The 13,831-nt window shown below is 35.3% G+C and carries 11 protein-coding genes; 6 read left to right on the plus strand and 5 right to left on the minus strand.

Going from position 1 to position 13,831, the window contains the following annotated elements; translation table 11 throughout:
• The first annotated feature begins 110 nt into the window (after nt 1-110).
• The 6 genes from surE to EV197_RS00810 all read left to right on the plus strand — a co-directional run bounded on the left by surE (nt 111) and on the right by EV197_RS00810 (nt 5,965).
• Nucleotides 111-893: a 5'/3'-nucleotidase SurE gene (surE, locus tag EV197_RS00785; RefSeq protein ID WP_130284829.1), complete on the plus strand. Its 783-nt coding sequence runs from the start codon at nt 111-113 to the stop codon at nt 891-893.
• Nucleotides 886-1,182 carry a hypothetical protein gene (locus EV197_RS00790; protein WP_130284830.1) on the plus strand — a complete coding sequence of 99 codons (297 nt, stop codon included), beginning with the start codon at nt 886-888 and terminating at the stop codon, nt 1,180-1,182. The genes surE and EV197_RS00790 overlap by 8 nt, the downstream gene beginning before the upstream one ends.
• Before the next feature lie 12 nt (nt 1,183-1,194).
• Entirely contained in the window at nt 1,195-2,307 is a 1,113-nt protein-coding gene (gene lpxB / locus EV197_RS00795) for a lipid-A-disaccharide synthase (RefSeq protein WP_130284831.1), read from the plus strand.
• A gap of 18 nt (nt 2,308-2,325) precedes the next feature.
• Nucleotides 2,326-2,826 (plus strand): C40 family peptidase, encoded by a 501-nt coding sequence (locus EV197_RS00800; protein ID WP_130284832.1) that lies wholly within the window; start codon nt 2,326-2,328, stop codon nt 2,824-2,826.
• Entirely contained in the window at nt 2,823-4,880 is a 2,058-nt protein-coding gene (locus tag EV197_RS00805) for a ComEC/Rec2 family competence protein (RefSeq protein WP_130284833.1), read from the plus strand. Before EV197_RS00800 ends, EV197_RS00805 begins: the two co-directional genes overlap by 4 nt.
• Nucleotides 4,881-5,110: 230 nt before the next feature.
• A complete protein-coding gene (locus EV197_RS00810) occupies nt 5,111-5,965 on the plus strand; it encodes a M57 family metalloprotease (protein ID WP_130284834.1) in 855 nt (284 codons plus the stop codon).
• A gap of 66 nt (nt 5,966-6,031) precedes the next feature.
• Here the strand turns inward: EV197_RS00810 and EV197_RS00815 are convergent, their stop codons facing one another.
• From EV197_RS00815 to EV197_RS00835, 5 genes are all read right to left on the minus strand, one after another.
• Nucleotides 6,032-7,351, minus strand: a complete 1,320-nt coding sequence (locus EV197_RS00815) for a serine hydrolase domain-containing protein (RefSeq protein ID WP_130284835.1) — start codon at nt 7,349-7,351, stop codon at nt 6,032-6,034.
• 240 nt (nt 7,352-7,591) lie between these two features.
• Nucleotides 7,592-8,137, minus strand: a complete 546-nt coding sequence (locus EV197_RS00820; RefSeq protein ID WP_130284836.1) for a thioredoxin family protein — start codon at nt 8,135-8,137, stop codon at nt 7,592-7,594.
• Between the two features lie 89 nt (nt 8,138-8,226).
• Nucleotides 8,227-9,813, minus strand: a complete 1,587-nt coding sequence (locus EV197_RS00825) for a peptide MFS transporter (RefSeq protein WP_130284837.1) — start codon at nt 9,811-9,813, stop codon at nt 8,227-8,229.
• An 11-nt stretch (nt 9,814-9,824) separates the two neighbouring features.
• Nucleotides 9,825-11,399, minus strand: coding sequence for a peptide MFS transporter (locus tag EV197_RS00830; RefSeq protein ID WP_130284838.1), 1,575 nt, complete (start codon nt 11,397-11,399; stop codon nt 9,825-9,827).
• Between the two features lie 23 nt (nt 11,400-11,422).
• Nucleotides 11,423-13,591, minus strand: a complete 2,169-nt coding sequence (locus EV197_RS00835; protein ID WP_130284839.1) for a S9 family peptidase — start codon at nt 13,589-13,591, stop codon at nt 11,423-11,425.
• Between the last annotated feature and the right edge of the window lie 240 nt (nt 13,592-13,831).

Here is a 13,831-nt window from a genome sequence, read left to right on the forward strand (position 1 = left end):
TTGCTGTTATGCAATAGCTTGATCTATTGCAAACAAGCTTCAAATGCAAAAGGACTATATTCTATTCATTTTAAGCTTAAAACTTGTATTTTTACCACTAAATCCTTTGTATGGAACAAGAAAAACCTTTAATATTAGTGACCAATGACGACGGTATAACTGCGCCTGGCATTCGAGCACTCATCAAATTAATGACTACCATAGGCGAAGTATATGTAGTGGCTCCGGATAGCCCTCAAAGTGGAATGGGGCACGCGATTACTGTAAATAATACCTTATATTGTGATAAGGTAGTCATCGAAAAAGACGCTCCACAACAAGAATATAGCTGCTCAGGTACTCCGGTAGATTGTGTCAAATTGGCTACTAGAGAAATACTGCCAAAAAAGCCGGATTTATGTGTTAGTGGAATAAATCACGGATCAAACTCTGCCATAAATGTAATTTATTCGGGTACGATGAGTGCAGCAGTCGAAGCAGGAATTGAAGGCATACCCGCAATCGGTTTTTCATTATTAGATTATGCTATGGATGCCAATTTTGTACCCGGTGAGTCGTTTATTAAAAAAATTGTAGAAAATGTATTACAAAATGGATTGCCCAAAGGAGTTGTACTTAATGTTAATATTCCAAAATTGAAAAAAGATGAAATAAAGGGGATTAAAATTTGTCGACAAGCAAACGCGCATTGGTTTGAAGAATTTGACAAACGAACCAACCCAATGGGTAGAGAGTATTATTGGCTATCCGGCAAGTTTATCAACGAAGACAAGGGAGAGGATACAGACGAGTGGGCCTTAAAAAATGGATTTATTTCTGTGGTACCTACCCATTTTGATCTCACAGCACATCACTTTATTCAAGAATTAAATAATTGGTCATTACATGATTAAAAAGAATATATTTTTAGGATTAGTATTTGGAATAATTGCAAATAGTATTGGTTTTATGCTATGTGTATTCATTTTTGGTTCATTGTCAAATAAAGTAAGCTCATTTTCAGAAACAATAAGTGCATCGTTGCAGAATGATACCTTTGGTAATTTAATTATCCTTGGAGCCATATTGAATTTGTTTTTGTTTTTCTTCTTTTTGAAGAAAAATCAACCTTATCATGCACGTGGCGTGCTTCTTGCTACTATAATTGCAGCACTTTGTATCGCAATCAGTAAATTTATATAATTACCATTATCGATGAAATACTATCTCATTGCAGGAGAAGCTTCAGGTGACCTACACGGTTCCAACCTTATGAAATCCATCCTTAAACAAGATCCTAACGCGGAGTTTAGGTTTTGGGGCGGTGATCTTATGCAAGCTGTTGGAGGTACTATGGTGAAGCATTATAGAGAACTCGCTTTTATGGGATTTGTAGAGGTCCTGCTAAATCTTTTTACCATTCTGAAAAATCTAAAAAATTGTAAAAAAGATATCCTTACTTTTCAACCTGACGTTATCATATTTATAGACTATCCCGGCTTTAATCTTAGAATAGCGAGTTGGGCCAAAAAAGAGGGATTCAAAACGCATTATTATATCTCACCACAAATATGGGCCTGGAAAGAAGGAAGAATAAAAAATATTAAACAATCTATTGATGCGATGTATGTGATACTTCCTTTTGAAAAGAAATTCTACGAAGAAAAGCATAATTTTCCAGTTCATTTTGTCGGTCACCCACTTATTGATGCCATAGCGGATCATGAGCAAATATTACCCAAATCCTTTAGAACCAAAAATGGATTGGACGAAAGGCCTATCATCGCTGTTTTACCCGGAAGTAGAAAGCAAGAAATTACCAAGATGCTTTCCATAATGCTCAGTATTGTAGAGCAATTCAAGGATTACCAATTCGTAATTGCTGGTGCACCCAGCCAGGATGCGGAGTTTTATAAACCCTTCATTGGATATAAAAATGTGCATCTGGTGATGAATCAAACGTATGATTTATTAAGCTTAAGTAATGCCGCGATTGTAACCTCTGGTACAGCTACATTAGAAACCGCCTTATTTAAAGTGCCAGAAGTGGTTTGTTATAAAGGTAGCGCCATATCATATCAGATCGCTAAACGCGTTATTAATCTAGAGTACATTTCACTTGTCAATCTAATTATGGATAAACCTGTAGTTAAAGAATTGATTCAGGATGATTTTAATCCGGCTTCCTTACAAAATGAGCTAACGATAATTCTGGATGACTACAAGCGTGCCGTAATGTTTTTAGACTATTATGATTTGGAAAAAAAATTAGGTGGTCGAGGCGCTAGTGATACAACAGCAAAGCTCATAGTTGAAGCTATAACGTGATTTTTAAATTTACCCAAAATGAAAAAAATACTATTTTTATTTATGCTAAGCCTTCTATTTATAGGGTGTGGCGGTTCAAAAAAAAGTGTAGCAGCTACTAATAGTCCGATTATTAGTAAAAAGAAAAGCAAAACACCAAAAAAAGTAAAAAGCATAATTGATTACGCCAAAACATTTCAAGGAACACAGTATAAGTATGGTGGCACTACCAAAAGAGGCATGGATTGCTCAGGCTTGATATACACCTCTTTTAAGAAAGAGGCTGTAGTGTTACCCAGAACCTCTAGAGCTATGGCTACGCAAGGTAAAGCTGTTCCACTAAAAAAAGCAACAATAGGCGATTTACTATTTTTTAAAACCAATAAAAATAAAAATGTGATTAATCATGTGGGGTTAGTGGTACAAACAGATGATGGAATACAATTTATTCACGCTTCTACATCCAGAGGGGTGATCATTTCTAACCTGGACGAAAAATATTGGAACAACTGCTTCGTTGGGGCACGTAGAATATTATGAACACTAATACCCTACAACATACTCCCTTTGTATTGATTACAATATTTACCATGATTGGAGTATTACTAGGGTATTATGAACTTGTCCCTGTCACTGTCCTCTTTTTTCTATTAGGTGTTGCTGTACTTTTACTAATTACTAACCTTTTACTATTACAGAAACATCAAAAAACGGGGGTTTTAGCCTTGGTATCTATTATCCTGTTTTTTACTTGTTTTGGTAGCCTTTTAGTGTATTTCAACGCTCCAAAAAACAATCCAAATCATTATACCAATCATCTCGAAACACAACATTACGAACAAGAGCCATCACTTACCTTCGAAATAAAAGAACGATTAAAACCTACCTCAACTTATAACCGTTATATAGCTCAAATAGTTGCTGTAGATACTATCCCTACTCAAGGTAAATTACTCGTAAAAGTTAAGAAATCGGACTCCCTGGAAGTACCTAAAATAGGCACTGTTTATTTTAGTAAAAGTAATGTATTGCCAATAGAGAAACCATTAAACCCAGATCAGTTTGATTATGCCCTTTATCTTAAAAACAAAGAGATTTATCATCAAATTGCAATGAATGCTAATAATAGTATTACAATAAGACGTAATACTGGTATTTTATCCCTAACCGATGATATTAGGAGTTTAATTAATAAACGGATCGAAGCCTATGATTTTACACCTAATCAATTGAGTATTATCAATGCGCTATTATTGGGTCAACGACAGGATATCAACAAAGAACTCAACTCCAATTATCAAAAAGCAGGTCTAATCCATATTCTTGCGGTATCTGGTTTACACGTTGGATTACTATATGGCATATTATTACTGTTGTTGAACCCTTTAATTCATTTTAAAAAGGGTAAAACTTTTAAGCTCATTATAATAATCGGAGTGTTATGGTGTTTTGCAGGACTCACAGGCTTTTCACCTTCGGTACTAAGAGCAGTTACCATGTTTTCAATTCTTGGAATTACTACTGCATTTAATGGTACGAAGTCTATTTTGAATGCCGTTTTCATTTCTGCTTTTTTGATACTGCTTTTTCAACCTTTGATTATTTTTGATGTAGGTTTTCAGCTTAGTTATTGTGCGGTGATAGCAATTGTAAGTATACAACCTTTGTTACAATCGCTGTACAAACCACGGTTCATTATTAATAAAAAATTGTGGTCGATACTTACGGTAACACTGGCGGCACAATTGGGTATTTTACCACTTAGCCTTTATTATTTTCATCAATTTCCAATATTATTTTTTATTACTAACCTGTTAATTCTTCCATTTTTAGGTACCGTTGTTGCCTTCGGTATTTTAGTTATTATTTTAGCCTTATTTGATCTTTTACCTGCGATACTAGTAACACTTTTCGGGTATCTTATTGATATGATAAACTGGGTGGCTGCTACAGTGGCTAGTTATGACACTTTCACTATTACAGAGATTCCTTTTGACAAATGGATGTTGGTTTCTGCTGTTGTATTGCTCTTTGCAACGTATCGTCTTATGAAGAAGAATTCCCTTAATAGAAAATTAAGCGTGGTGACTTTTCTGAGCTTATTTTCAATTTCATGCGTATACAAGGTATATACAAACAATAACCATTCAGAGTTGATTGTCTATAATCAATACAAAAACAGTATCGTTGCTGTAAAGGATAAACAGCAATTACATATCTATCATAGGGATAGCCTATCTGTTACACAACGCGATTTTCTACTTAAAGGCTATGTAACCAATCGGGGCATATTGTCTACCAAGTTTAAAAAACTGAGTAACGTTTATAAAATCCAAAATAAAACGATTGCCGTAATAGATAGCAGTTTCGTAGATGCTTTAATCCCTTTGGATACAGATATTATTCTATTATCTAACTCTCCACAGGTTAATCTGAATAGAGTATTGACCCGTATCAAACCATCCATTGTCATTGCAGATGCAAGTAACTATTCAAGTTATATCCAACGCTGGACTAACAGTTGTAGCGCATTTAAGGTTTCGTTTTATGATACAAGAACGAATGGTGCTTTTAGAATGAAATTAACCCCATAAACACTCGATTATATATCTGAATATAAGTTATTTAACCTTTGCTTTTCAGGTAAAAGCCCCTTTACTGATCACTATTCAGTCTGTACATTTGTATACAGTTAGAAAAACTCTCGCATTTACTTATCCCCACTTAATTTAGATAGTACATCAAAGAATTACAAGACCCTACCTCGCTTGTTTGAATATACTATTGAAGTAACTAAAACATAAATCTTTAAACCATTATTATTATGAAAAAAGTTCAGTTTTTAGCCTTAAGTGCTATAATCGTGGGTTCGTTATTCTCTTGTCAGAAAAACGAAATATCAGAACCTACCTTAGAAGAAGTTCAATTGAAACCTAGTAAAGAACAACTAGAAAAACTTGACAAAATTGGAGTAAATACCGATGACGTACTTATTAAAGAAGTACCACTACCAGATGGAAGTACCGAAAGACATATTGTTTCGGGTGATATTTCTTTACCAATAGACAAACTAAATGAATACAAGGAGATGCCCACAGGCGATGATCTAAGCAAACAATACCGCTCAGATTATCTGGTCGCACCTCCGTATAGAAATATTAGAGTATTGGGATGGACCGGTGGATCGTATGCTTTAACGCCTAAAATGAGAACAGCGTTATCCTGGGCCATAGCTAATTATAATGCCTTACCTAATACACTAAATTTTACGTTGACCTTTGGCACCAATCAAACCAACGCAGATATGGTAGTTTACAAAGTTACAGGACCAGCTGGTGGGTCCGCTGGGTTTCCGACCTCTAGTGGTCGACCCAATCGATATATAAGAATTAATTCTGGTTTGGATAGTGCTACCTATAGTTATAATGTTGTGGAACATGTAATGGGACACGAAATTGGCCATAGTGTAGGGTTTAGACATCAGGATTGGTATAACAGATGGAGTTGTGGTTACACAGGGCCTTTCCCTGCAGAACCTTCTGTAAATCCTGCAGCGATTTGGATCCCTGGAACACCTTGGTCGCCTTATGCAGATTCCTTGATGCTCTCTTGTTTTAACACCTCAGAGGATGGAGAATTTACACAATCGGATAAGGATGCTTTAAATATCTTATATTAAAAAGTACAAAGTCCGGGTACTTCAACCCGGACTTTACTTATTTTATTTTATTCAATAAATGAAAACTTACAGTAACGTAGTTTGTTTATTTAGCTTCTTATTATTAGTTACAATAGACTCCTCTAAATACTCATCCTTTTGGCTTTGGCTTTTTATAGCCTTAATTATTCCTCTAATATCAGGTATCACCGTTCTTGCCAATGTAGTAGGTGTATTGAACAATACCGTTATGCCAAGATCTTCTTCAGGATATACAGCGATTTCACTGCGATAACTGTTTACGTGTCCTCCGTGATGGATGATATTTTTTAGTGCTCCAGATACTTCATCCTTAAAAGTATGATGCCTCCATCCCAGCGCATAATGTGAAGAAACATAACCTGGCCATCTTTGATAATAATTACGTCTACCACCAACCTGCACTCGTGGTTTAAAAACTTCCTCTAGACCCATTGGGCTAATTACATCAGGTTTATAGCCTAATAACATTTTCATATACTTACCCATATCTTCTGCACTGGCATTTACGCCACCTGCAGCGATAGCATTGTAATATTTTTTATTAATTTTTAAAGGTCTCCAACTACCATACATTCTTCTATGGGGTAACGCAATATTTTCATTATTAACAAAATCTTCGTAAGTAGTTGAAGCGGTCAGCATACCTAATGGCTTAAAGATGTCATTAGCAATAATAGAGGTATATGGCTTATTGGTAGATTTTTCTATAAGAGAGCCGCTTAATGCGAATACTGCATTTTGGTAATTGTACAGTTCACCTGGTTTGTTCAAGGTTTTAATAACCGAAAATCGCGCAGCTATTTCTTCTAAGGACAACCCGTCTTCAACTAAGTTTGTATAACTATGATAGGGCAAACCAGTAGTATGAGATAATACCTTTTCTAAGGTAATTTCATTGGTAAATCTTTTATTGGCCAATCTAAACTCTGGTACATAATCAATTATTTTATCATCCCAGTTTAGCAAACCTTTTTCTACCTGTATACCCGATAATATTCCGGCGAAACCTTTAGAAACTGAACCAATTCTAAAAACTGTTTTCCGATTAACGCGATCCTGTTCTTTAGTATTTCGCATACCGAATCCATCTGCATAAATAATTGAGTCACACTGCACAATAGCTACAGAGGCACCCACAATTAATTTTTGATCAATGGCTTTTTGAAAATAGGCGTTGAGCGAATCCCTAAGCTTCATTTGAAACCAATCAGGAATATTAAATTTAGTAGGTTGATACTTTTTATCCTTCGCTGCTAAGGAAGTATGGAGATCATTTTGTATATCCGGCTGATCTGCAGATGCAAACGAAAAAAGCACAGCGATCAACAACATAGATAGGGCGGCTATGATTGTCAATTTCTTCATAAGTAGTGTGGATTCTTCACTTCATTAGGGTTTAGAATCCTGGGTATAAGATTTGAGTTTATATGTTATTATGTTAATTCTGAAACAATTAACGCGAAGATAAAAATTTATAAGAAAAAACCTAACGTAAAATGGTATTTTTTTTGACAGATTGTGTTGTTCGTCGTAATTACATACCTTTTAAACGATAAAAAGCCTTTTGAATAGTCAAAAGGCTTTTTATACTTAAACTGTTTTACTTTAATTCGAAAACGTGGCGACAAATGATTTTTCATACGCCTGCCAAGCTTCTGCTGACGTCAGTGTTTTATAATCATCCTTTTTTACCATTTTAAGGTAAAGCTCCAATTGTTGCGGAGTTTTAAAACCCACCACCGGAGCAATCAGTTTACCGTTTTCATCAAAAAATACGATACTTGGATAACCTGTTATTTTTAATGCGTTAGCAAAAAAGTGTTGACTATTACGTTTACCTTTTTTACTAGCATCATAATTAGGATTTGTATACGTAAAATTGTTATAGGTAATGTCCTCATTACCTTCGGCATTAAACTTAACTGCATAAAAATGTTGGTTAACGTAGTTTACTACATCTTTATTATGAAAAGTTCTTTTATCCAATAATTTACAAGGACCACACCAATCGGTATACACATCCATAAAAATCTTTTTAGGCTCTTTTTCCTGAGCCGCTAACGCTTCATTCATCGTCATCCATTTGATTTCTTGCTGAGCCTGGGCAAAGGCCGTAACAAGAAACACAAATACAATAAGTAGGTTTCTCATGTGTTCACAATTTAATTTATTCTTGAAATGGCATACACTACCATTTTTATTACGTTTTTTTAGCAACAAAAATTGTTCCTAATTCATTCTTAATGAATGCCTCCCATCCATTTTCTAAGCAAAGGTACTAAAACTAATAAAAGTAATGCTGCACCTCCAACCACGGCAACACCCCAAATTAAATAGGTGTTCGTATAAATATCTAAAGTGACACTGGCTGCCGTATTCTCATCAACTTTTTCGCTAGTGGTTAAAGTACCAATCAAACCAGCCATTTTATTTGCTAATGCAATGGACAAAAACCAAGCGCCCATTACAAAACCAACTACTTTAGCAGGTGATAATTTAGTAACCATGGATAATCCTACCGGAGAAAGAGAAAGCTCACCAGTAGTGTGTAATAAATACATAATGGCTAAAAACGCTATAGGTACTAAGCCATCGTCAGATGCAAAAAACTTAGCGCCAATTACAATAACAGCAAAACCTAAAGCCAACTGAGTCAATCCTAAAACAAATTTCATTGGTGTACTAGGCTCCTTTTTTGCCTTATTTAAGCGAAGCCATATCCACGAAAACAAGGGAGCAAATAACATTATAAATAAAGGATTCAAACTTTGAAAAATAGATGCTGGTATTTCAGTTCCACCTACCAAACGATCTACATTTTTATCCGTAAAAATAGTAAGACTTCCACCAGCTTGTTCAAACAAAGCCCAGAAAACAGCATGAAAAAAGAATAAAACCACAACTACTAACAGTTTTCTTCCCTCTACTTTATCTTTATTATTTAAAGAAACAAAAATTAAATATCCTATGATAACCAAAGAAGTTACAATTAAAATAGCAGACATTACCTCATCCAAGTCCAAGAAAAAGGCACAAACTGGTATAGCTAAAAGAGATATGATATAAATACCTATTTCTGGCTTGAAACCTAGAAATTTTTTATTTCCTTCTAAAACCTCTTTAGGAGGTAAACCTTTACCTTCAAAACCTGATCCTTTTGAAAATAAGTAGAAAACGATTAATCCTACAACCATTCCAATTCCCGCTAGACCAAAACCATAATGCCAGTTGATTTGCTGACCAACATAACCACAAGTCAAGGTCGATAAAAAGGCTCCGATATTTACTCCCATATAGAATATAGAAAAAGCACCATCCTTTCTTGGATCATCCATTTCATAAAAAGTCCCTAAAAAAGAACTTATATTAGGTTTAAAGAAGCCATTACCTACAATGATGAACGCAAGAGCAGTAAAAAAGAATATCAAATTACCTTCTAAACCTTCTATACCTTGTAATGCTAATATAAAATGGCCTAAAGCCATTAAAAAACCACCCCAGATAATGGTTTTTTTAAATCCAAGAAGTTTGTCAGCTACCAAGCCGCCAAGCACCGGAAACAAATACACCATTGCCGTATAAGAACCGTAAATACCGTAAGCCTTTGCTTCTGCTACATTTTGTGCTAGATCAATAAACAAAACCTTAGCCATGTAGAGGGTTAGTAAAGCCCTCATTCCATAATAGGAAAATCGCTCCCACATTTCAGCAAAGAAAAGCACAAATAAGGCTCTTGGATGGGTGTTTTTATTGGTGAAAATGATGAATGGCACCCATAGTAATACAAAGATCCATCCAACAATCATGATCCACATTGTAATATCCATAGCTACAATTATTAATTAGGTTTATCTGCTAATTCAAATCCTTCAGTTTCTTCATTATAGTCTGTTGGCTTTAAATCCTCAGCTTTATGCGTTAAACGCTTTAAAGGTTTTAGAAGTAAAATCACTAAAATTCCAAAAATCACACAAAAGATCGTGATACCAGAAAATATGGTTAGTTCTCCTGCCTCTGAAGCAGACTCACCAATTAGTCCTGCTACTTTATTACCTAAGCCTGTGGCAGCAAAATAGACGCCCATCATTAGTGCTCCATAACGCATAGGCGCAAGTTTGGTTATAAAAGATAACGCTACTGGCGAAGCACATAACTCTCCTACCGTATGGAAAAGATATGCTAATACTAACCAATACATAGCTGACTCTCCTAGTTCTTCATACTGCATAGAAGCAAATACCATAAATACAAAGCCTAATCCCATGATGATAACACCGTTGGCCATTTTAAACAGCGAAGAAGCTTCTTTTCCTCTATGTTTCCACCATAACCAAAAATTAGCTACCGGAACAGCAAATAATATGATATAAAAAGGGTTGAAGAATTGAAAAACTGCTGCTGGAATTTCATACCCAAGCAACATTCTATCTGTTCTATTTTTTGCATATAAATTCATTAACCCACCGGCTTGCTCAAAAGCTCCCCAAAAAACAATAACAATTATAAATGAAAGTAGTAATACAATATATCTATCTTTTTCAACCTTTGATTTTAGATCTCTGTAGATTGTAATCATCATACCAACCACTAAAGACAAAAACAGGAAAAAAAGAATATAAGCTATTTTTTGACTGTCTATATAGATATACGCGACAGCTGAAGAAAGTATCGCTAATGCAATTGTAACCGATAATGGTACAGTAGAAGAAAATTGTTCTTTAAAAATTTGGCCTATAGATACATTATCATCTTTATCGGTTCCTATAGATTTCATCGGTTGGTTACCTACATGAACGATATATTTTTGACCTAACATATATACCGCCTGACCTAATACCATACCAATAGCTGCTAAACCAAATCCTGCGTGCCATCCATACTCGTCAGCTACTACGGCTACTACTAAACTAGCCAAAGCTGCTCCAACGTTGATACCTATATAAAAAATAGAAAACCCTTTGTCTCTTCGTTCATCACCTTGCTTGTATAAACCTCCTACTAGTGTTGAGATGTTTGGCTTCAATAAACCAACTCCAGAAATAATTAATCCCAACCCGGTATAAAATGCCCACATTTCTTCTATAGAAAGAATACCGTGACCAGCTACTAATAGTAGGCCTCCTATCATTACAGATCTTTTTTGTCCTAAAATCTTATCCGCTATAATTCCTCCTGGAATTGACGCTACATACACCAGCATGGTATACCAACCGTATAATGAAAGCGCTTCACCATCTAGCCAGCCCAATCCAGGATTATCTCCTCTGGTTTTAGCTGTTAAATAAAGAACTAAGATTCCTCGCATCCCATAATAAGAGAATCGTTCCCACATCTCGGTAAAGAAAAGTATATACAATCCCACAGGATGTCCAAAAAGCTCCTTTTGATGAGCTGCTTTAACCGTATTTGCCATTATGTTATATTAAATTGATTTGTTTATAAATTTTCTTTGATGAAGTTGGTCATTTTGGTATACAGGTGCAGTCTGGTAAAGCCGCCATAGATACCGTGGTTTTTATCTGGGTAAATTGCCCAATCAAATTGTTTATTGGCCTGGACTAATGCCTCAACCAAACGCATGGTATTTTGTACGTGTACATTATCATCGGCACTTCCGTGCACTAATAAATACTCACCTTTAAGTCCATCCACAAAATTGATTGGCGAATTTTTATCATAACCCGCTGCATTTTCTTGTGGAGTCTTTAAGTAACGTTCGGTATAAATAGTATCATAAAATCTCCAACTAGTTACCGGCGCCACGGCAATTGCCATTTTGAAGGTATCCGGCCCCTTAAATAAACAGTTGCTAGACATAAATCCTCCATAACTCCATCCCCATATTCCGATACGAGAGGCATCTATATGTGGTAAAGCACCCAATTTTTTCGCGGCGGCTATTTGATCCTGCACCTCAAGATTACCTAAGTCATTTTGTGTTGATTTTTTGAACTTGGCTCCTTTAAAACCAGTTCCCCTACCATCTACACAGGCAACAATATAGCCTTGATCGGCCAGCATCATATACCAATAATCATTAGCGCTGTTCCAAGCGTTCTTTACCGATTGCGATCCTGGACCACTATATTGATACATAAAAAGAGGGTATTTCTTGGATGGATCAAAATCTTTTGGTTTAATCGTCCACATATTTAAGGTTTCTCCATTGATATCAATCGTAGAAAACTCCTTTTTAATAAACTTATAGCCTGCTAACTTATCCTGTAATTCTTTATTGTTTTTAATCTCGCGCACCAACTCGCCATTTGATCCTTTATGAAGTGTAAACAAATAAGGAGTTTCTACATTAGAAAATGTATTTATATAATAGGTAAAGTCAGCACTAAATTCTGCATCATTGCTTCCCTCCTTTTGACTTAATCGTTTTTTATTACTCCCATCTAAGGAAATTGCATAGACATCTCTATTAATACTTCCATTTTCTACACTTTGGTAGTAAACGGTTTTACTTTTTGGATCAAAACCGTAATATGCAGTAACTTCCCAAGGTCCTTTGGTAACTTGATTGATCAATTTACCGTCTTCCGCATAATGATAGATATGATTAAATCCATCCTTTTCACTCGTCCAGATAAAACTATTGTCTTCTAAAAATGTAAGGTTATCCGTGATGTCTATATAAGCTTCATCTGTTTCGTTCATAACTACCTTTGGCGCCTTTGTACCGGCGTCAACAAAGATTAGATCGAGATTATTTTGATGCCTATTCATTACCTGTACACTAAGGATATTTGGCTTCTCTGTCCACTTAATTCGAGGAATATAGAAATCCTTATAATCACCTAGTTTTATTTCATCCAAAGCCATTGCTTTGATATCTGCAATATGCAGCGATACTACTGCATTCTTCTCACCCGCCTTTGGGTATTTAAATACATCTTGTTGTGGGTATAATTCATTAGCGTAGACATCCATAGAAAACTCAGGCACTTCGCGCTCATCAAAACGGATAAATGCAATTTTATCACTGCTTTTATTCCAGTCAAATGCGCGAACAAAGCTAAATTCCTCTTCGTACACCCAGTCGGTCAATCCATTGATGATGGCATTTTTCTTACCGTCGTTAGTTAATTGAATCTCTTTCCCGGTGGTGAAGTCTAACGTATAAATATCATTATCTAGCACATATGCTACCTTATTACCATCTGGCGATAGTAATGGTGATTGTATTTTCTTATCATGAAGCTTAAAAATAGATTGAGAAGGTACGTCGTATATATAGTATATTCCTCGGCTAGATCGCCTGTAAATCTGCTCCATTTCTGTAGCAATCAATATTCTTCTTTCATCTTTACTAAAAGTATACCCTTGAAAACTATCGAGCTCATCAATGAATGAAGTACTCAAAATCACCTTGGATTTTTGACCAGAAGCGTAATCATATACCTGAATTACGGTATTACCAGTAGGATCTCTTTCTAAAACCGAATACTGTGTTCCGTTATTTAAGGGATGTAATGACTGAAGACCTTCTGTTCGAAAAGCCCCACCCCATATCTCTTGTAAAGAAAAAGATTTATTCTGTCCAATACCGGAAACCCCAATAAATAAAAGGATTCCAAGAAATAACTTTGTGATCTTCATAGGTAAATTTTAATTTTTGATAACGCCAAGAATACTAAAAAATCTGCGAAAAATACAACAATTGCTGTTAAATACAATAAATCTGAAGCACGTGTAGGCTGAATTTTTAAGATTTTATTAAATATTTTATAAAGTCATTGGATGCAAAAACTATGAGTTGCGTATCAAAAACTAATCCAATTATCAGAAACCGCTAAAAAACAAAACAGAATAGTATCTTTGAAGCGTTTTTTTAATATA

It is taken from the genome of Aquimarina brevivitae (assembly GCF_004216895.1).
Lineage (GTDB): Bacteria > Bacteroidota > Bacteroidia > Flavobacteriales > Flavobacteriaceae > Aquimarina > Aquimarina brevivitae.